The sequence below is a fragment of the Massilia aquatica genome, from assembly GCF_011682045.1.
GTDB classification, from domain to species: Bacteria; Pseudomonadota; Gammaproteobacteria; order Burkholderiales; family Burkholderiaceae_D; genus Telluria_A; species Telluria_A aquatica.
Map to the genome: position 1 here is coordinate 178,852 of NZ_VVIW01000009.1, position 18,772 is coordinate 197,623.

General features: G+C 63.0%; 18 protein-coding genes. 14 read left to right on the forward strand and 4 right to left on the reverse strand.

Annotated elements, in window-relative coordinates:
* Positions 1 to 32 precede the first annotated feature (32 nt).
* Entirely contained in the window at positions 33 to 602 is a 570-nt protein-coding gene (locus tag F1609_RS17375; protein WP_167077659.1) for a YceI family protein, read from the forward strand.
* Between the two features lie 101 nt (positions 603 to 703).
* Here the strand turns inward: F1609_RS17375 and F1609_RS17380 are convergent, their stop codons facing one another.
* On the reverse strand, positions 704 to 1,846 hold the full coding sequence (locus F1609_RS17380; protein ID WP_167077660.1) for a hypothetical protein: 1,143 nt from the start codon (positions 1,844 to 1,846) through the stop codon (positions 704 to 706).
* Positions 1,847 to 2,025: 179 nt separating this feature from the next.
* Between F1609_RS17380 and F1609_RS34290 the strand changes: the two genes are divergently transcribed.
* The 9 genes from F1609_RS34290 (at position 2,026) to nagZ (ending at position 12,294) form a co-directional block, all read left to right on the forward strand.
* The gene (locus tag F1609_RS34290) at positions 2,026 to 2,172 is read left to right on the forward strand and encodes a hypothetical protein (RefSeq protein ID WP_206752961.1); all 147 of its coding nucleotides are present in this window, start codon (positions 2,026 to 2,028) and stop codon (positions 2,170 to 2,172) included.
* A complete protein-coding gene (locus F1609_RS17385; protein ID WP_167077661.1) occupies positions 2,169 to 2,438 on the forward strand; it encodes a GlsB/YeaQ/YmgE family stress response membrane protein in 270 nt (89 codons plus the stop codon). Before F1609_RS34290 ends, F1609_RS17385 begins: the two co-directional genes overlap by 4 nt.
* A 61-nt stretch (positions 2,439 to 2,499) precedes the next feature.
* The gene (gene cls / locus F1609_RS17390; protein ID WP_167077662.1) at positions 2,500 to 3,777 is read left to right on the forward strand and encodes a cardiolipin synthase; all 1,278 of its coding nucleotides are present in this window, start codon (positions 2,500 to 2,502) and stop codon (positions 3,775 to 3,777) included.
* A 146-nt stretch (positions 3,778 to 3,923) separates the two neighbouring features.
* The gene (locus F1609_RS17395; RefSeq protein ID WP_167077663.1) at positions 3,924 to 6,080 is read left to right on the forward strand and encodes a S46 family peptidase; all 2,157 of its coding nucleotides are present in this window, start codon (positions 3,924 to 3,926) and stop codon (positions 6,078 to 6,080) included.
* A gap of 345 nt (positions 6,081 to 6,425) precedes the next feature.
* Positions 6,426 to 7,643, forward strand: coding sequence for an MFS transporter (locus F1609_RS17400; protein ID WP_167077664.1), 1,218 nt, complete (start codon positions 6,426 to 6,428; stop codon positions 7,641 to 7,643).
* 27 nt (positions 7,644 to 7,670) lie between these two features.
* A complete protein-coding gene (locus F1609_RS34625; protein WP_229421928.1) occupies positions 7,671 to 9,137 on the forward strand; it encodes a glycosyltransferase in 1,467 nt (488 codons plus the stop codon).
* 1 nt (position 9,138) lies between these two features.
* Positions 9,139 to 9,753 carry a GNAT family N-acetyltransferase gene (locus F1609_RS17405; RefSeq protein ID WP_229421929.1) on the forward strand — a complete coding sequence of 205 codons (615 nt, stop codon included), beginning with the start codon at positions 9,139 to 9,141 and terminating at the stop codon, positions 9,751 to 9,753.
* The gene (locus tag F1609_RS17410; protein WP_167077666.1) at positions 9,750 to 10,721 is read left to right on the forward strand and encodes a phytanoyl-CoA dioxygenase family protein; all 972 of its coding nucleotides are present in this window, start codon (positions 9,750 to 9,752) and stop codon (positions 10,719 to 10,721) included. Before F1609_RS17405 ends, F1609_RS17410 begins: the two co-directional genes overlap by 4 nt.
* Positions 10,722 to 10,752: 31 nt before the next feature.
* Entirely contained in the window at positions 10,753 to 12,294 is a 1,542-nt protein-coding gene (nagZ, locus tag F1609_RS17415) for a beta-N-acetylhexosaminidase (protein WP_167077667.1), read from the forward strand.
* A gap of 48 nt (positions 12,295 to 12,342) precedes the next feature.
* Here the strand turns inward: nagZ and F1609_RS17420 are convergent, their stop codons facing one another.
* The gene (locus F1609_RS17420; protein WP_167077668.1) at positions 12,343 to 12,693 is read right to left on the reverse strand and encodes a hypothetical protein; all 351 of its coding nucleotides are present in this window, start codon (positions 12,691 to 12,693) and stop codon (positions 12,343 to 12,345) included.
* An 82-nt stretch (positions 12,694 to 12,775) separates the two neighbouring features.
* Positions 12,776 to 14,248, reverse strand: a complete 1,473-nt coding sequence (locus F1609_RS17425) for an APC family permease (protein WP_167077669.1) — start codon at positions 14,246 to 14,248, stop codon at positions 12,776 to 12,778.
* Between the two features lie 221 nt (positions 14,249 to 14,469).
* On the opposite strand from F1609_RS17425, the gene F1609_RS17430 reads away from it, so the two are divergent.
* The 4 genes from F1609_RS17430 (at position 14,470) to F1609_RS17445 (ending at position 17,611) form a co-directional block, all read left to right on the forward strand.
* Entirely contained in the window at positions 14,470 to 14,931 is a 462-nt protein-coding gene (locus tag F1609_RS17430) for an RrF2 family transcriptional regulator (RefSeq protein ID WP_167077670.1), read from the forward strand.
* Between the two features lie 87 nt (positions 14,932 to 15,018).
* Positions 15,019 to 16,215, forward strand: a complete 1,197-nt coding sequence (locus F1609_RS17435) for a globin domain-containing protein (RefSeq protein WP_167077671.1) — start codon at positions 15,019 to 15,021, stop codon at positions 16,213 to 16,215.
* 113 nt (positions 16,216 to 16,328) lie between these two features.
* Complete coding sequence (locus tag F1609_RS34220; protein WP_206752962.1) at positions 16,329 to 17,114, forward strand: PEP-CTERM sorting domain-containing protein; 786 nt, start codon at positions 16,329 to 16,331, stop codon at positions 17,112 to 17,114.
* A gap of 20 nt (positions 17,115 to 17,134) precedes the next feature.
* Entirely contained in the window at positions 17,135 to 17,611 is a 477-nt protein-coding gene (locus tag F1609_RS17445) for a hypothetical protein (protein WP_167077672.1), read from the forward strand.
* Between the two features lie 18 nt (positions 17,612 to 17,629).
* Here the strand turns inward: F1609_RS17445 and F1609_RS17450 are convergent, their stop codons facing one another.
* On the reverse strand, positions 17,630 to 18,742 hold the full coding sequence (locus F1609_RS17450) for an NADH:flavin oxidoreductase/NADH oxidase (RefSeq protein WP_167077673.1): 1,113 nt from the start codon (positions 18,740 to 18,742) through the stop codon (positions 17,630 to 17,632).
* Positions 18,743 to 18,772: the final 30 nt, after the last annotated feature.

Here is an 18,772-nt window from a genome sequence, read left to right on the forward strand (position 1 = left end):
ATTTCACAAGCACTTAACTCAAGGGACACCACATGAAAATCAAGCACCTGATCATCGCCATGGCCACCGCCGCCACCGCCACCGCCAGCTTCGCCGCCGATACCTACAAGATCGACCCGACCCATACCTTCCCGAGCTTCGAAGCCGACCACATGGGCATCTCCATCCTGCGCGGCAAGTTCACCAAGACCGAAGGCACCGTCGTGCTCGACCGGGCTGCGAAAACCGGCTCGATCGACATCACCATCGATGCCGATTCGCTCGATTTCGGTAACGAAAAACTGAACAAGCACGCCAAGAACGAAGACATGTTCGATGTCGCCAAGTTCAAGGAAGTGACCTACAAATCGAAGTCGATCACCTACAAGGGCGACGTGCCGGTATCGGTCGAAGGCACCCTGACCCTGCACGGCGTCAGCAAGCCTGTGACGCTGACGATCAACAAGTTCAAGTGCATCATCCACCCGATGCACAAGAAGGAAGTCTGCGGCGCCGATGCCTCGGCCGAATTCAAGCGCACCGATTTCGGCATCAGCTACGCCGTGCCGCCGTTCGCACCGGAAGTCAAACTGGCGATCCAGGTCGAAGCGGTCAAGAACTGATCAAGAACCGGGTCAGCCGCTTGCGGCGGACGTGAAAAAGCCTCGCTTCCGGTGACGGAAGCGAGGCTTTTTTTCGTGCCGCTTACGTTGAAACGCCCGGCTTAACGGCCATCGCGGTCGAAGTCGCCCGGCATGGCGCGCTCGACTTTATCCCACGCTGCGCGGGTAGCCGACTTGGCTTGCTGCCAGTTCAGGCGCGAGTTGCGTTTGCTGGTTTCCCATTCGTCCGACAGGTTGTTCTCTACCGAATCGAAGCTGGTGCCGGCATAACGGCCGCGGCTGTTGTAGCCGAGTTCGTAGGCAGGACCGTAGTCGTCGTAGGTGTAGCCTGGCGAATAGTAAGGAGCGATCTGGTACGAGCTGCGCCAGTAAGCGGCTTCTTCTTCCGGATTGACCAGCTGGCCGGCTGCTTTACCCGCCATGCCGCCCGCCAGTGCGCCGATCGCAGCGCCCGCCGCCATGCCGACCGGACCGCCAACCGCACCGGCGGCCGCGCCCATCGCTGCGCCGCTACCGGCGCCCATGCCCTTGGCAAAGTGATGCTCATGCAGCTCGTCGCCGGCCTTTGGGTTGATGACTTCGGCTGCGCCCTTGCCAGCCAGGCCGCCGGCGATACCGCCGATGGCGGCGCCCGCTGCCATGCCGATCGGGCCGGCTGCCGCGCCGATACCGGCCCCGGTCAGCGCACCAGCGCCAGCGCCAACGCCGGTACCGATGATGTGCTCGCCTTTGTTTTCAGTCCAGCTGCGCTCGATGTGGGTAGCGTCGTCATCGTTGCGTGGGTTCACACCCATCAGGATGCCGCCGTTCTTGATGCCTTCTTCGTAGTGCACGACGCGCTCTTCAGGAATGCCTGCGCCGATCAGTGCGCCAACCAGGCCACCGGCGATACCGCCAGCGCCGGCACCGGCCAGGGCCGCTGCGATAGGACCGGCGACAACCAGGCCAATGCCAGGCAGGACCAGGGTGGTGCCGACGGCGGCGATGCCAGCCAGTACAGCGCCAATGGTGCCGCCGATGCCGGCGCCAACGCCCGCGCCTTCAGCCGCTTTGCTGCCGAGTTCAGTATCGGTGTCGTTGAAATAGGTTTTCCGGGTGTCGTCCGACATCATCAAGGTCACGTCGTCCTTGCTGTAGCCACGGTCGGAGAGGGAGTTGTAAGCCCGCTCTGCACTGTCGCGATCACGGAACAGGCCGGTAACCATACGGGAATCTTTTTGGGTCGTGGTGTCGTAATTGCTCATTTCAATTTCCTTTCGAATTATGGATGTGCGGGGCTCGCATGCAAACCTGGAAATCAATGCCAGTGACGAAACGATAAGCCCGCTTGAACAATGCTTCCGTACGTTGCCGCACTCAACAACGGTGTTTCCAAATGGCATGCCGAATGCAGCCGGGCCGACTATTGCGCCCAGGAATTTCCATGACATTCCGCAAAAAAGATGTTGAATCGTCCATTACGTTCGTTGCCGCACCGACCGTGCAAAGCGCGCGAATTATTCTTTTTCCATGGCCCGGCGATTGCACGTGGCCGGGTAAATCCCTTAACCAACTGGAGGAATTAACATGACATTCATTATCTGGATCATCATCGGTGGTATCTTGGGTTGGCTGGCAAGCATGGTCATGAAAACCGATGCCCAACAAGGCATGATCCTCAATGTGGTGGTCGGTATCGTCGGCGCCCTGCTGGGAGGCTGGCTGCTCGGTCCGCTGTTTGGCACCGGCACCATCAATTCGGATGACTTCAGCATGTCCGGCCTGCTCGTCTCTTTCCTGGGCGCTGTGATCCTGCTGGCCATCGTCAACCTGCTGCGCCGCGGTAAAGTACGCTAAATGCGGTTCGCCCCATGACCAACGCACACGTGCGTTGGTTTTTTTTTGCCTGGAATTCCCGATGACCAAGAAACCCCTTTATGTAGCATTGATCAGCTGTGCGCTTACCTTGCTGGGAGTGTTCTTGGTTTTCAATTTCATGCCGAGCGAGAAAAAAATCGAGCGGCAGCTGCATCGCCTGTACGACACCGACGACCCGCAATTCCGCCGTTCCATGGGCGTGCTGCTGGGTCCCCCAATTCTCGAAGGCAACCAGGTCGAAGTCCTGCTCAACGGCGACCAGATCTTCCCTTCCATGCTCAAGGCCATCCGCGAGGCGAAACACACGATCACCCTGGAAACCTATATCTACTGGTCCGAATCGATCGGCCAGGAATTCACCGACGCCCTGATCGAGCGCGCCCGCGCCGGGGTCAAGGTGCATGTCATGCTCGACTTTATTGGCAGCATGAAAATGGACCTCGCCGCCCTCGACCAGATGAAGCAGGCCGGCATCGAAGTGCAGCGCTACCACAAGCCGGTCTGGTGGAAATTCACGCGCCTGAACAACCGCACCCACCGCAAGGTGCTGGTGGTGGACGGCCAGATCGGCTTTACCGGCGGGGTCGGCATTGCCGACCAGTGGCGCGGCGCCGGCCAGGACGAAAAGCACTGGCGCGACACCCATTTCCGCGTCGCAGGCCCGGTGGTCGGACAGATGCAGGCGGTGTTCGCCGACAACTGGACCAAGGCCACCGGCGCCGTCCTCGACGGCCCGCATTATTTCCCCCCGCTCAAAGGGGTGGGCGGCCACGCGGCCCAGATGTTCAGCAGCTCGCCCAGCGGCGGCAGCGAAAGCATGCTGCTGATGTACCTGATGGCGATCACCTCGGCGCGCGACACGATTCACCTGTCGAGTTCGTATTTCGTGCCGGATAAACTGACCATCAACGCGCTGGTCGCGGCCGCCAAACGCGGGGTCAAGGTGAAAATCATCACCCCCGGCGAGGACATCGATTCGGCCGTGGTGCGGATCGCCTCGCGCGAGCGCTGGGGCGCGCTGCTGAAAGCCGGCATCGAGATCGCCGAATACCAGCCGACCATGTTCCACGTCAAGGCGCTGGTGGTCGATTCGCTGATGGTCTCGGTCGGCTCGACCAACTTCGACAACCGCTCGTTCAGCCTCAACGACGAAGCCAACCTGAACATCATCGACCGCGAATTCGCCACCGAGCAAGTGACCATCTTCAACGACGACTGGAAGCGCGCCAAACCGATCAGCCTGCAGGCCTGGGAGCAGCGCCCGTGGACCGAAAAAGTGACCGGCGAAGTCGTTTCGCTGATCGGCAACCAGTTGTAGGACGACCCGGAGCAAGGCGCATCTCGCCGCCGGCACGGCCGGCGCGCAATCAAAATGTGGTTGACTATTATTTTGGCGATACGGATACTCTAGGGCGCTCAGCGAGCCAAGCCTGTTCCGATTGACCAAAAAGAGACGAAATGCGAATGAAAAAGACCTTCCTAACGCTAGCCATCCTCAGCACCGTCGCGCAAGCCGACGAAGGCATGTGGATGCCGCAGCAGCTGCCACAAGTAGCCAAGCAACTCAAGGCCGCCGGCCTCAAGCTCGATCCGGCCAGCCTGACCAAGCTCACCGAATTCCCGATGAATGCGATCGTCAGCCTGGGAGGCTGTTCCGCATCGTTCGTCTCGCCGCAGGGCCTGGTAGCGACCAACCACCACTGCGTGTACAACAGCGTGGCGGTCAACTCGACGCCCGAGCGCGACCTGCTGGCCAATGGCTTCCTGGCTAAAAACCTCGCTGAAGAACTGCCGGCCGCGCCGGGCAGCCGCATCTACGTGACCAAGGACGTGAGCAACGTCAGCGACAAGATCATCAGCCCCGACGTCGCCAGGCTGGCCGGCAAGGCCCGCGTCGACGCCATGGAAAAGAACATGAAGTCGATGGTTGCCGAGTGCGAAAAAGACGCCGGCCACCGTTGCACCGTGTCCAGCTACTACGGCGGACTCGAGTTTTACCTGATCAAGCAGCTGGAAATCCGCGACGTGCGCCTGGTGCACGCGCCACCGGCCGGCGTGGGCAAGTTCGGCGGCGACACCGACAACTGGATGTGGCCGCGCCACACCGGCGACTACGGCTTCTACCGCGCCTACGTGAGCAAGGACGGCAAGGCTGCCGACTTCTCCAAGGACAACGTGCCCTACCTGCCGAAATCGCACCTGAAGATCGCCAAGGAGGGCGTCAAGGAAGGCGACTTCATCATGGCGCTTGGCTATCCGGGACGCACCAACCGTCACCGCCTGCCGTCGGAAGTGGCGTTCACCTTCGACTGGAATTATCCGGCTTTCGTCAAGGCATCGGCGGAAACCCTGGCCATCATCGGCCAGGAAACCAAGACCAATGAAGATGCCAAGTTGAAATACGCTGGCCAGGTCGCCAACGTCAACAACTACTACAAGAACCGCAAGGGCATGCTGACCAGCTACGAAGGCAGCGATTTCCTGGCACGCAAGACGCGCGAGCATGCGGACATGAAAGCCTGGGTCAACGCCAACCCGGCGCGCCAGAAGGAATATGCGGCCGACATCGAGCAGGTCGAGAAACTGATTGCCCAGCGCGATGCCGAAACAAAGCGCGACTTCTACCTGAACTCGTCCTCGCCGCGCCTGCTGACCACGGCACGCCGCCTGTACCGCCTGGCCAACGAAAGCACCAAGCCGAACGCCGAGCGCAAATCGGGCTACCAGGAACGCGACCTGCCGGCGCTGAAAGCGGCCGTGGCCGCGATCGAACGCACCTACGACGAAAAAGTCGACAAGGCGCTGGTCCTGAACAGCCTGAAGAAATACGCCGCCCAGCCGAAAGCCGAGCGCAACGCCAGTTTCGACGCCGCTGTCGGCATCAATGACGGCATGAGCGAAGCCCAGCTCAAAGCCGTGCTCGACACCATGTACGCCGGCTCCAGGCTCGGCACTGCGGCTGAGCGCGCGGCCTGGATCGGCAAGACCCCGGCCGACTTCAAGGCCAGCAACGACAGCTTCGTGAAAGCGGCCGTGGCCATGTACGACGCTGGCATGAAGAGCGAAGCCGAGGAAGAAGAGCTGGCAGGCAAGATCCAGCAAGCCTACGCCAACTACATGAAGGCCAAGATCGCCTACATGACCAGCAAGGGCCAGCCGGTCTATCCTGACGCCAACAGCACCCTGCGCGTGACCTTCGGCAAGATTGCCGGCCGCGATCATGGCGCCGACGGCACCGGCTCGTGGTCGGCCTTCACGACCGTCAAGGGCGTGGTAGCGAAAGCGACCGGTGAAGGCGAGTTCAACGCCCCGGCGGCGCAACTGGCGGCGATCAAGGCCAAGGACTTCGGCAAGTATGTCGATCCGAAGCTCAAGAGCGTACCGGTGAACTACCTGGCGACCCTGGACATCACCGGCGGCAACTCCGGTTCGGCGGCGCTCAACAGCAAGGCCGAGTTCATCGGCCTGGCGTTCGACGGCACCCTGGACTCGATCATCTCCGACTGGGACTTCAACAAAGCCAACACGCGCGACATCCAGGTTGACGTGCGCTACATGCTGTGGAACATGAAGCATGTCGACAAAGCCGACAACCTGCTCAAAGAAATGAACGTGGAATAAGCCGGCGCGGGGTTCTGCCCCGTCCGCTTCCATCCGACTGCCTGCCTCCTCCGGGATGCAGGCATTTTTTTCGTCCATCGATGCTGGCGGCGCGGACCGACGCGCACAGAGATGACAAAATTCTACAATTTTTTAATACCAATCTACGACCAATCGAGTTACTATACATTCCAATCTAAGACCACATTCTCAACACGGGTAGTTGCAAAACCGGGGACAGACCCCGGTTTTGCAACAAAATACAGGCGCTGACTTGAAAGTTGAAAGTTGCATAACCGGGGTCTGTCCCCGGTTCGCCGGCCGCCGGTTTTGCAACTTTTTGGGAAATTTCTAAGGGTGGAAAACATGTTCGAGAAACGCCGGCATCTGCTCTACTTTTCGCTGTTTTTCATCCTCTACGAGCTGACCGTCTATTTGTCGAACGATATGATCATGCCGGCCATGCCGCAGGTCGTGCGCGAGTTCCAGGCGTCGAACCGGCATATCGGACTGTCGCTGAGCCTGTTCATCCTCGGCGGCAGCATGCTGCAGATCTTTCTCGGCCCCATCGCCGACCGGGTCGGCAAGCGCAAGGTCATGCTGGCGGGCGTGGCGCTGTATCTGGTGGCGACCGCCTTCGTGCCGTTCTCAGGCAGCATCGGCCAGTTCCTCACCGCCCGCTTCTTCCAGGGCATGGGCTCGTGCTTCATCTTCATCGGCTACGCCGCCATCCATGAACTGTTCGACGATGCCGAGGCCGTCAAGCTGACCGCCATGCTGTCCAATACCACCGTCTTCGCGCCGCTGATCGGCCCGGTGGTCGGCAGCGCCGTGATCAGCATGTTTCCGTGGCAAACAATATTCGGGATCGGCTTCGTGCTCGGCTGCATCGCCTGGCTCGGCCTGTTCACCTTCATGCCGCGCACGGAAGCGCTCAAACCTGCGGCCGACCTGGCTTCGATCCGCGCCAGTTACCTGACCATCGTGCGGAATAAAAAATTCATGTCCGGGATCCTGATCGCGGCCATGGCGATCACCCCGCTCACTGCCTGGATCGGGCTGTCGCCGCTCATCATCATGGAACACATGGGCAAGTCGTACGGCACCTATATCCTGTACCAGCTGGTGATTTTCTCCGGATTCATTATCAGCACCATGGCGATTCAAAAACTCGGCGATGGTTTTTCGCTCACCCGCCTGATTCGCCAGGGCGCCGGACTGGCCGTCATCGGCATGCTCGGCGCAGGGCTGGTGTACCGGCACGCTCACCTGTTCATCGTCTGCATGTTTATCTTCTCGGCCGGCTTCGGCCTGTTCAACGGCGCCCTGATCCGCCTGTCGCTGACCGCCACCGGCGTCTCGATGAACCTGACCTCGTCCGCCATGAGCCTGATCTATTGCGTGACTATCGCCGCCGGGGTCGAGATCTATAACCTGGTATGCGCCCATTTTAATTATTCGCTGGCGTCGTATGCGCTGTTCAACGTGCCCTTGGGCGTGCTGATCGGTATCTGCCTGATGCGCTTTGCAAAGCACCACGATGGACAGGAGCCGGCCCTGGCGCAATCGCCCCAGGCCGAATAAGCAAGCGCACACGGAAATGGGGGCGGCATGAACATCGATCTGGAATATGAAGTGCTGATCAAGGATCTGAAGGCCGAATTCCTTGGGTATAAACAGTGGGAAGCATTCTGCCGCCAGGATGCGCATGGCGGCGCCGATGCCCAGGCCCGCCTGCATGCGGCCGAGTCCTCGTATCGCCTCCATCTGCGCGAACTGCGCCACTTCGTGCGCCGCCATGGCGGCCAGTTCGACGCGCGCCGCTGCTCGTCGCTACTGGCCATTCCCACCCAGCCGCTCGCGCCGGACGAGATGATCATGCACCGCATCTGGCTGGGCGGGCCGCTGCCGGCCATGGCGCGCGAATCGGTACGCCAGTGGGATTGCGCGCTCGACGCCGTCGGCCCGCTCGATGCCGGCCCCTACCGCCTGATGCTGTGGGTCTGGAACAGCGACCAGCTGCGCGACGATCCGTGCTTTTATCCGGCACCAAATGCGCGCCATGCGATCGGCACCTATCTGTGCGGCACGCGCCTGCTGACCGTCCATTCGCTGGAACAACTGGCGCGCGGGCGCAGCCCCGCCATCGCCGCGCTGCTGGCGCAATTGCACCGCAAGCGCTACTTCGTCAATCTGGCCGATTATTTCAGGCTGCTGATCCTGCACCGCTGCGGCGGCATCTATCTCGATGCCGACACCATGCCGTACCGCGCCGCCACGGTGTTCCTGTGCAAGCCGGAAGTGCCCGATTACGTCAGCTTTGCGGTCAACCGCGAGGCCAGCCGCATCGACGCCAGTTTCGTCTGCTGGATGAATCTGTTCAACGACGAAAACGGCGTGCTGGTGGCGCGCAAGGACAATCCATCGATCGCGCAGCTGATCGCGCGCATCGATGCCAATCTCAGCGCGATGGCGCCTGGCGTGCCCGACAAGGCGCATGGCGCCCCTTACGCCTCCGCTCTGCACGACGCCACCTACGGCGCCTGGCACGACGCCATCGGGCGCTCGCTGACCGCCTACCACGACCTGGCGGCGCGCCACGGCGTGCTGCATGACGATGCGCCGCAAACCATCGTCAGCGGCCTGCACGGCATGCGCCTGCGCGTCGACGCCCTGAGCGGCGAGCCGGCGCCGCTCACGCCGTCGGAACAGACCGGCTACGACAGCTGCATCGCCGCGCTCGAGCAACGCGGCTGGCTGCTGGGCGACATCCGCGAGCTGGCCGGCATGGCCGTGGTGCTGTCCACCACCGAAGTGCCGCGCATGGCCTACGCCTCGCAACTGCGCGCAAGCCCGGCGGGCTGCCACTATTATTCCTTCCTGTCGCAAGACGCGCGGCTGGACCGCGTGAACGATTTGTTCGGCGCCTATCTGATGGCGATGAATGCCGACCGGATCCGGCGCGGGAATTTCTGGCAACAGACGCGCGGCCCCGACACGGCGGGCGAGCGCAGCTATGCAAGCGTGCACGCCAGCCCCGCCACCCGACTGCGCGGCGCCCATGCCAACGAAGGCTGACATGAACGCTGACATGAGCGCCGACGCGCACCACTTCGTGCCCGGCCCGCGCATCGCCGATGCCGAGCGCGAGCGCATGGCGGCGCTGCTGTTTGCGACCAGTTATCTCGAATACTGCTCGTTCGGCAATCGCCTGCGCCTGCCGCTGGTCGCTTTGCAGCGGCGCCAGAATATCGATCCGTACATCGCCCATTCGCGCGGCCTGTTCGATGGCGCCGGCCGCTTCCAGGGTTTTTACACGGCCGCCACCATCGCCGAATTCGCCCAGGTAAACGCAGTCTCGTATTACCGCGACGAGATGCGCGCCATGGATGCCGCCTACGACGCCTTTATCGCCGCTCACGCGCGCGATAACGACTTGTTCGTTTCAAACCTGGCCGTCGAAGAGCGCTGCCGCGGGCGCGGCCTGCTAAAGCTGATGCTGGCCGATATCGCGGCGCTGGCACGCAGCAAAGGCAGCCCGCGCATCGTGCTCACCGTGTGGGAAAACAGCGCCGCCATGGGCATTTACCTGAACAAGGGTTTTCGCTCGCTGGCGGTATTCGATTACGCGGCCGAGCTGTTTTTCGACCGGCTGCATTTCATGGAGTTAGTGCCACATGGAGGATCGCAATGAACGCCCCTATCGAGAACATCGGCAAACAACATATCGACACGCGCAACCAGTCGACGCTGGCGACAGCCACGGCGCGCCTGAACGACCGTTCCAACGGCATGCCGCTGCGCGTGCTGTCGGAACAGGACTGGGACTTCTGGATCAATAACGGCTACATCGTCATTCCCGATGCGGTCGAGCCAGGCCAGTTGGCGCGCCTGGAACAGCTGATCTGGGAATTCGAAGAACTCGACCCGCTCGATCCCGCCACCTGGTACCCGCCCGAAAAATCGCGCCTGCGAAAAACAGAGTTGAGCTTCAATGCGGGGATGATAGAGTTATACCATCACCAATATCTGTGGGACACGCGCCAGATGGCGCGCGTGCACGACGCGTTTACCGATATCTGGGGCACGCGCGAGCTGTGGGTATCGATCGACCGCATCAACCTGAACCTGCCGCCCGAGCCGGGTTTCGAATTCAAGAGCTTCATGCACTGGGATTACGACCCCGAAAGCGCGCCGCAGAATGTGCAGGGCGTGCTCTCGATCAGCGACCAGACCGATATCGAGGTGGGCGGTTTTGTTTGCGTGCCGTCGCTGTTCCGCGATTTCGCGGCCTGGCGCGCCACCCAGCCGGCCGATTGGGACTGGTACCGGCCGGACGTTTCGGCCCTGCCGCACGTGCCGGTGTTATTGAAAAAGGGCGATCTGCTCATTTTCAACAGCCGCCTGTGCCACGGCATCCGCCAGAACGTATCGGCCGACAAGGTGAGGATGGCGCAGTATATTTCCATGATGCCGGCGCAGGCGCAGGACGAGGCATTGAAACAATGGCGCATCCGCTCCTGGCGCGAACGCGAAGCGCCGGCCGGATACAGCCTGCACGGCGATCCGCGCAAATGGGAACAAACAAAATACCAGCGCGCGGAGTTATCCCCGCTGGGCGAACAACTGCTTGGCTTGCGGCCATGGCAAGACACGGAATAACTATTTTTTACGGATAGCGAGGATTTTCAAGATGCAAACGACTATGCAGCACAACATCGGACAGTTATTCATGGTCGGCTTCGACGCCCTGGAGCCGAACGACCATATCACCAGCCTGATCCGCGAGCGCCGCATCGGCGGCGTGATCCTGTTCCGGCGCAACGTCCACACGCCGGCGCAAGTGTCCGCACTGTGCCAGAAGCTGCAAGAAATCAACGCCGAAGTCAGCGACCAACCCTTGCTGATCGCGCTCGACCAGGAAGGCGGCATGGTGATGCGCATCGAACAGGGCGTCACGCCCATTCCCGCCGCCATGGCCTTCCAGGCGGCGGGTTCCGTGGAAGACTGCCAGCAAGTCAATTTCATCAACGGCGACGAGATGCGCCAGATCGGCATCAACATGCTGCTCGCGCCGGTGCTCGACGTGAACAACAACCGCCTGAACCCGATCATCGGGGTGCGTGCCTACGGCGAAGATGCCGATACCGTGGTGCGCTACGGCATGGCGGCCCTGCGCGGCCAGCAGGCGGCCGGCGTCATCGTCACCGCCAAGCACTTCCCCGGCCATGGCGACACGGCGGTCGACTCGCATTATTCGATGGCGCTGGTGCCGCACGGCCTGGAGCGCCTGCGCGCGGTCGAACTGGCGCCGTTCCGCGCCGCCATCGCCGGCGGCGTGGACGCGATCATGACCGCGCACGTGGCGTTTCCCGCGATCGAAGCCGATCCGTCGGTGCCGGCCACCTTGTCCAAGGCCGTGCTGACCGGACTGCTGCGCGAAGACATGGGCTACCAGGGCGCGATCATTTCGGACTGCCTGGAAATGGGCGCGATCGCCGATGGCGTGGGCGTGGCGGCGGGCGCGGTGGCGACCTTGCAAGCGGGCTGCGACATCGTGCTCATCTCGCACCGTGAAGACCAGCAGCGCGCCGCGCTCGACGCTGTGTCAGACGCCTTGGCGCAAGGCGCGATCGAGGCGGGGCGGATCGATGAAGCGCTGGCGCGCGTGCGCCGCCTGAAACAGGCGCGCGCGGTGGGCGACTGGCGCGCGCGCGCCGCTACGCCAAGCGGCCTGATGACGGCGGAGTCGATCGCGCTGGCCAAAAAAGTTCAGAAAGCGGCCTTGCTGGTGCAGGGCGATTTCCGTCCGCTCGACCGCGCGCTGCCGGTGCGCCTGATCACGGTGGAAGTGCGTTCGCGCAGCGAAGTCGATGAAGTCGCGAACGGGCGCAACAACGAAGCGCGCAGCTCGATGCTGCCGGCCCTGCAACAGGCCGGATTCGACGTGACGGAATATGCGATGTCGGCCGAGGCATCGGACGCCGAAGTCGCCGCCGCGATCGCTTTTGCCGACGGCGCGCAACAGATCGTGGTGCAGACCTATAACGCGATGCTGGTCGAAGGCCAGCGCCGCCTGCTGGCAGCCATGCCGGTGGACAAGCTATGGGTGGTTGCCGGCCGCCTGCCGTACGACCTCGACCTGGCGCCGCAAGCCCAAGGCCGGCTGGCCGCGTTCGGCTGCCGTCCGGCCGCGCTGGAACCGGTGGTCGAGCGCCTCGTCAGCGCCGCCTAAACCCCGCCGGTGTCAGGTCTGACACCGGCAGTGTATCTGGCAACCTGGCTACCGCTGTTGTGATAGCTTGTACCGGATTTGTTTGCCATTCTTCGCCGTCACGCTCAGGGTCTGTCCTGAATCACTCGCAGGGTGTGCGTCGACGCGTGGCTCGCTCAGTTCCGAAAAAATAGCGGAGAAATCCTTGTCCCGGGCTACAAGCAAAATGCCGTTCCTGACCATCCAGAAAAACAGGGGGGCCGCCATGACTTCCTTGGTACCGATCGTGGCGCTGACATAGCCGTTTTCATTAAACCGCAACACCTCGATCTGCATCGGATCGATCAGTTCCAGTCTTTTCCCTGGAAGACTGATCGTATTCCAATCGGTGTTTGGAGATGTCGCGTCGGCAGTGTTCAACGTGTTTACTCTTTCATCAGCAACCCGGCCGTTTGCCTTTACTGGCAGCGGCGCATCGCAACTCCGCGCGCGGCCCCTGCCCTCAGGCCGCGCTATCGTTCAGGCGCGAATGGCGGATGCTGTACGCAAAATAGGTCAGCACGGCCACGCACATCCAGATGGCAAACACGGTAAACGTGGTCTTGGACAGGTCTTTCATGATGTACAGGCAGGCGGCCACGCTCATTCCCGGCACCACATACGGGCCGAACGGCACGCGGAAGCCCTTGATCAGCGATTCGCCCATTTTCTTGCGCATCACCGGCACCGCGATCGATACCACGATGAAGGCCGTCAGGGTACCCATGCTGACCATGTCCCACAGGTAAGTCGAGTCGACGAATCCGGCCACCAGCCCCACTACCAGGCACACGATCAGGGTATTGCTGACCGGCGCCTGGGTGCGTGCGCTCACTTTCTGGAACGTTTGCGGAATCAGCCCATCCTTGCTGATCGCGTACAAAATCCGGGTCTGGCCGTAGATGGTCACCAGGGTCACGCTGAACACCGAAATCACGGCGCCGATCGACAGCACCAGCGCCGGCCAGGTCTTGCCGGTAACGTTCTGCAAAATCACCGCCAGGCCCGCTTCCTGGCCGGCGAACATCCTGGCCGGCTGGGCGCCGAGGGCGGCCACCGCCACCAGCATGTAGAACACGGTCACGATGCCGAGCGCTGCAAGAATGCCGATCGGCACGTTGCGGGTCGGATTACGCACTTCTTCGCCGGCCGTGGCGACCGTATCGAGGCCGATGAACGAGAAGAACACCGTGCCCGCCGCGGCCGTCACGCCGGCCATGCCGGCAAAGCCCTTGCTGTTGTCGGTGTTGAAGAAAGGCGTGAAGTTGTTGATGTCGAAGCCGGAAAATGCGATCACCACAAAAAACACCAGGATCGCCAGCTTGACCAGCACCATGATGGCATTGGTGGTGGCCGATTCCTTGGTGCCGCGAATCAGCAGCGCGCCGCACATGATCACCAGCAAAATCGGCGGCAGGTTGATGTGCCCGGCCCGGATTTCCATGCCGTGCTCGCCGGAGACGATCATGGGCGTGCGCAGCATTTCGGGTATCTGCCAGCCGACGGCGTTGGTGAGGAAGTTATTCAGGTAGGCCGACCAGCCGATCGCGGTGGCGCTGGCGGCCAGGCCGTATTCGAGCAGCAGGCAGGCGGCCATGATGAAGGCGGCAAACTCGCCGACGGTGGCGTAGGCGAATGAGTAGGACGAGCCCGATGCCGGAATGCGGAACGACAGTTCCGCGTAGCACAGCGCGGTGAGTCCGGCGGTCAGCGCGGCCAGCAGGAACGACAGCACGACCGAGGGGCCGGCCTTGGGCACCGCCTCGACCATGGTGAAAAAGATGCCGGTGCCGATGGTGGCGCCCACGCCGATCATGGTCAGCGGAAACAATCCCATGGTGCGCGCCAGGCCGTTTCCTGCGTGCCCGGGTTGGGGGTCGGTTTTGCTACCGGCAGGTTTGATGCGAAACAGCTTCTGGCCCAGAGTTTGATTCACGGATTCGTCCCTTTTGTCGCGCTAGATGAATGGCAGCAGCGATTATAGGGGCTATTCCCATTTACTTATACACATCTTTTGCACGAGAAAAACGGGGCATGCCGGAGTGACAACGGCCCCGCCGCGCCGCTGAAAGCAGGGCGTTGGCGTTGCGGCGCATTTAAAGGTGCATTTAAGATGCATCTTTGCTAGAATGCATTTGTTGTCACAGGGAGTCTCCCATGCATCTCACCCGTTTTACCGATATGGGCCTGCGCGTCCTGATTTACCTGGCGCGCGCCGGCGAACGGCGCGTGCCGGTCACGGTGGCCGAGGTCGCCGCCCAGTTCGAGTTGCCGGTCAACCATCTGGTCAAGGTGGTCGGTCACCTGGCGCGCGCCGGCTGGGTGTGCGCCACCCGCGGGCGCAACGGCGGGCTGCGCCTGGCCGCCGATCCCGCCACGCTCTCGATCGGCGCGGTGCTGCGCGAGCTCGAAGGCGACAGCGAACTGGTCGACTGCGAAGGCACCGGCTGTCGCCTGAGCGGCGACTGCCAGCTGCGCGCCGCCCTGCGCAGCGGCATGGACGCGTTTTATGGGGCCATGGACAAGGTCACCCTGGCCCATATTACGCACGGCAACACCGGCGAGAAAATCGTGCGCATGCACAGGATGTTCCTCGACCAGGGCAGCGTGGCTGCCTGAGACACCGCCATCGGACGGGCGCGTTGGCACGCGCCTTTTTTACGACGTTAAAGTTGCATATTAAATGCAACAAATTGAAAGGATTGTATGATTTCTGCCGCTTCCCGCCCCTACATCGACGCCAGCGTTCCGGTCCTGCGCCAGCACGGCGTGGCCATCACCACCACGTTTTACCGCAACATGTTCGCCGAGCATCCCGAACTGACCAACCTGTTTAATATGGGCAACCAGGCGAATGGCGCCCAGCAGCAGTCGCTCGCCTCCGCCGTGTTTGCCTACGCCGCCAACATCGGCGACCCGGGGGCGCTGGCGCCGGTGATCGAACGCATCGTCCACAAGCATGTGTCGGTCGGCATTCGCGAAGAACACTATCCGATCGTCGGGCGCCACCTGCTCGGCGCCATCGCCAGCACCCTGGGCGAGGCGGCCACGCCGCCGCTGCTGGCCGCCTGGGACGAGGCTTACCACTCGCTGGCCGCGCTGTTTATCGAGGCCGAGCGCGCCATGTACGCCGGCGCCGGCATCACGCCCGGCCAGCGCCGCGCCCTGCGCGTGACCGAAGTGACGCAGGAAAGCGCGGACGTGGTCGCGATCCGCATGGCGCCCGAAGATGGCGCGCCGGTGGCAAGCGGCAAGGCTGGCCAGTACCTGAGCGTGCAGGTCGATTTTGCCGATGGACGGCGCCAGATTCGCCAGTACAGCCTGTCCGACACCACCGAGCCCGGCAGCCTGAGCATCTCGGTCAAGCGCGAGCCGGCCGGCCTGGCCACCCCCGCCGGGGAAGTATCGAACTGGATTCACGACAACGTGCGCGTGGGCAGCGTGCTGCAGGTGTCGCCGCCGTTCGGCGATTTTGCGCCGGACACGGAATCGGAAGAACCGGTGGTGCTGCTGTCGGCCGGCATCGGCGTTACGCCGATGATCGCCGCCTTAAAGCGCATCGCCCGGGTCCATCCGCAGCGCCGGGTGATCTTTGCCCACGCGGCGCGCAACGCCCGGCATCACGCGCACCATGCCGACGTGCTTGCCGCGCGCGCCGTCATGCCGCATCTGCAAGTGTTCACGTTCTACGAGGAAGTAAGCGCTCATGATGACGACGTTCTGCCGGGATGGATGGACGTGGCGCGCCTGCCGGCCTGGCCGCGCACGGAAACCAATGTGTACCTGTGCGGGCCGCTGCCCTTCATGCAGGCGCAATGGCTGGCGCTGGTCGGCGCCGGGGTGCCGGTCACGCGCCTGCACCGCGAAGTGTTCGGGCCGGACATGCTCGACCATCTGTTATAGGCAAACGTGGGCAGTTACAAAAAAAACACTGTCCACACGCAATATAGGAATTATGATAACGGAGTGTACAAGCAACCTTGCCTTTCCACCCGGTTCTTTCCTATATTGAAAAAATGATGACACAGAAATATCGCCTGACAAGCGCCGCCGCCCTGCTGGTGTCCCTGTCGCTGGCCGGCGGCAGCGCGCTCGCTGCGCCGGTCCTGAACGTTGGCGCTTCCATCAGCAAGCCCAGCCTGACCGTCATCGACCTGACCCCGGATGACGGGCAGGTCGCAGGCTATCGCTTTCACGACACGGCTTCGTCCAGTCTCAATGCCAGCCTGACCGCCCTTGCGGCCTCATGGACGCAGACCGAGAGCGCATCGAGCGACAAGTTCGCACTGGTTGACGCGACGGCGCTCTACGGTAGCTCGCGCTCCGTCAGCAGCGCGGGCCAGTGGGGCAACTTGCGCACAGATCTTCACATCGACGACAGCGTCGGCCATCGCGGCGCCGGCGCCGGCAACGTTAACCAAGCGATGACGGTGCTGGTCACAGCGCACACCCAGGTGGTGTTCTCGGCCTATGGCGAGGTATCGATCGACAATCGCGCGGGCGCCTCCTTCGGCAATGCCGTAACGACCGTCTATTTCGGTGGCGAATACTGGGTCCGTGGCATGCAACAAGGCGCGGGCTGGAACGACAACGGCGTACGCGGCGAGACGTTCTCCATGTCGTACGTCAACAACACCAACACGGAACAGTACGTCTCCCTGAACATGAATATCCTTACCCGGGCGGTGTACCAGGCTCCGTCGCCGGTGCCTGAACCGGCGACCTACGCCATGTTCGGGCTGGGCGCCCTGATGGTCGGTGCGCTGGCACGCCGCCAGCGCCGCCAGCAACGCGCGCCCTGATCGGCTGCCGCGAACGCGCTATGTCGCTTGACGCATCGGCGCGATGGCGCACGGGCGCGCGCGCTGCCCTGGCAGCGTTGCTGGCCGTCGTGCCGGCCAGCGCGCTCGGCGCGCCGCGCTTCGGGGACTTTCCCGTCCCCGCCATCCACCACGGCGCCACGGCCCGCCCGCTGCTGGCCGATGCGCACAGCCGCAACTACGCCACCCGCCTGCACCACGCCGCCGCCGGCAAGGCCGACTTCGCGGGCCGCTACGTGCTCGCCACCTGGGGCTGCGGCGCATCGTGCACCATGTCCGCCGCCATCGACGCCAAAACCGGCGTGGTTACCTGGCTACCGTTTACCGTGTGCTGCTGGGATGCGGACGTCGACGCCCCGCTTGAATACACACCGGACAGCCGCCTGCTCATCGTGCACGGAGCGCGCAACGAACAAGGCGGCGGCACGCACTACTACCAATTCGACGGCAAGCGCTTTGCCGAAATCCCCACGCCGTAACCCTGCCCGCCCTGGTGCCTAGCGCTGTCCCAGCGTCGTCGGCCCGAACAAGTCCTTGTACTCGCGCGGCTGCGAGCGCCAGTACTGGGGCGGGGCGTCGACCCGGGCGCCCAGCTGCGCGGCCGCGTGCCACGGCCAGCGCGGATCGAACAGCATCGCGCGCGCCAGCGCCACCACGTCGGCGTCGCCGCGCGCGACGATGTCTTCGGCCTGCTGCGCGTCGGTGATCAGGCCCACCCCGATGGTCGGCATGCCGGTCTCCGCGCGGATGCGGGCCGCAAAGCCGATCTGGTACGACGGCCCCACCGGGATTTTCTGCACCGGCGAGATGCCCCCGCTCGATACATGAATGAAATCGGCGCCGGCGGCGCTCAGTTCCTGCGCAAAGCGCACGCTCTGCTCGATATCCCAGCCGCCATCGACCCAGTCGGTGGCCGAAATGCGCACGCCCACGGCCATGGTCGCCGGCACCGCCGCGCGCACGGCCGCGAATACTTCCAGCGGAAAGCGCATGCGGTTTTCCAGCGCGCCGCCATACTGGTCGCTGCGCTGGTTCGACAGCGGCGAGAGGAACTGGTGCAGCAGATAGCCGTGCGCGGCGTGCAGCTCGATCGCGTCCAGCCCGAGCGCGTGGCTGCGCCGGGCGGCCGCCACGAAGGCGTCGCGGATGCGCCCCAGGCCCTCGTCGTCGAGCGCCAGCGGCACCGTTTCGCCATCCGCATGCGGCAGCGCCGATGGCGCCACGGTCTGCCAGCCGCCATCGTCGATGGCGATATTGGCGCCGCCTTCCCACGGCACCTGGCTCGATGCCTTGCGCCCCGCGTGCGCGAGCTGGATGGCCAGGCGAATCGGCGCGTGACGGCGCATGGCGGCCACGATCGGCGCCAGTGCGGCGGCATGCTGGTCCGACCAGATACCCAGATCTTTGGGAGAAATCCGTCCTTCGGGCGAGACCGCGCTCGCCTCGAGGAACAGGATGGCCGCCCCGGACAAAGCCAGGTGGCCCAGATGGATCATGTGCCAGTCGCTGGCGATGCCTTCGTCGGCGGAGTACTGGCACATCGGCGCGATTGCGATGCGGTTGGCCAGCGTGACTGGCCCCATGCTGAAAGGTGTGAAGAGAGTACTCATGGAATGCCCCGAAACGCTTGTAAGAAACGG

Bases quoted from the DNA above. Each gene is read 5' to 3' on its own strand.
- F1609_RS17385 (WP_167077661.1), top strand. From the start codon at position 2,169: ATGACATTCATTATCTGGATCATCATCGGTGGTATCTTGGGTTGGCTG.
- F1609_RS17410 (WP_167077666.1), top strand. From the start codon at position 9,750: ATGAACGCCCCTATCGAGAACATCGGCAAACAACATATCGACACGCGC.
- cls (WP_167077662.1), top strand. From the start codon at position 2,500: ATGACCAAGAAACCCCTTTATGTAGCATTGATCAGCTGTGCGCTTACC.
- F1609_RS34625 (WP_229421928.1), top strand. From the start codon at position 7,671: ATGAACATCGATCTGGAATATGAAGTGCTGATCAAGGATCTGAAGGCC.
- F1609_RS17375 (WP_167077659.1), top strand. From the start codon at position 33: ATGAAAATCAAGCACCTGATCATCGCCATGGCCACCGCCGCCACCGCC.
- nagZ (WP_167077667.1), top strand. From the start codon at position 10,753: ATGCAAACGACTATGCAGCACAACATCGGACAGTTATTCATGGTCGGC.
- F1609_RS17435 (WP_167077671.1), top strand. From the start codon at position 15,019: ATGATTTCTGCCGCTTCCCGCCCCTACATCGACGCCAGCGTTCCGGTC.
- F1609_RS17395 (WP_167077663.1), top strand. From the start codon at position 3,924: ATGAAAAAGACCTTCCTAACGCTAGCCATCCTCAGCACCGTCGCGCAA.
- F1609_RS17405 (WP_229421929.1), top strand. From the start codon at position 9,139: ATGAACGCTGACATGAGCGCCGACGCGCACCACTTCGTGCCCGGCCCG.
- F1609_RS17400 (WP_167077664.1), top strand. From the start codon at position 6,426: ATGTTCGAGAAACGCCGGCATCTGCTCTACTTTTCGCTGTTTTTCATC.
- F1609_RS34290 (WP_206752961.1), top strand. From the start codon at position 2,026: ATGACATTCCGCAAAAAAGATGTTGAATCGTCCATTACGTTCGTTGCC.
- F1609_RS17445 (WP_167077672.1), top strand. From the start codon at position 17,135: ATGTCGCTTGACGCATCGGCGCGATGGCGCACGGGCGCGCGCGCTGCC.
- F1609_RS17430 (WP_167077670.1), top strand. From the start codon at position 14,470: ATGCATCTCACCCGTTTTACCGATATGGGCCTGCGCGTCCTGATTTAC.
- F1609_RS17380 (WP_167077660.1), bottom strand. From the start codon at position 1,846: ATGAGCAATTACGACACCACGACCCAAAAAGATTCCCGTATGGTTACC.
- F1609_RS17450 (WP_167077673.1), bottom strand. From the start codon at position 18,742: ATGAGTACTCTCTTCACACCTTTCAGCATGGGGCCAGTCACGCTGGCC.
- F1609_RS34220 (WP_206752962.1), top strand. From the start codon at position 16,329: ATGATGACACAGAAATATCGCCTGACAAGCGCCGCCGCCCTGCTGGTG.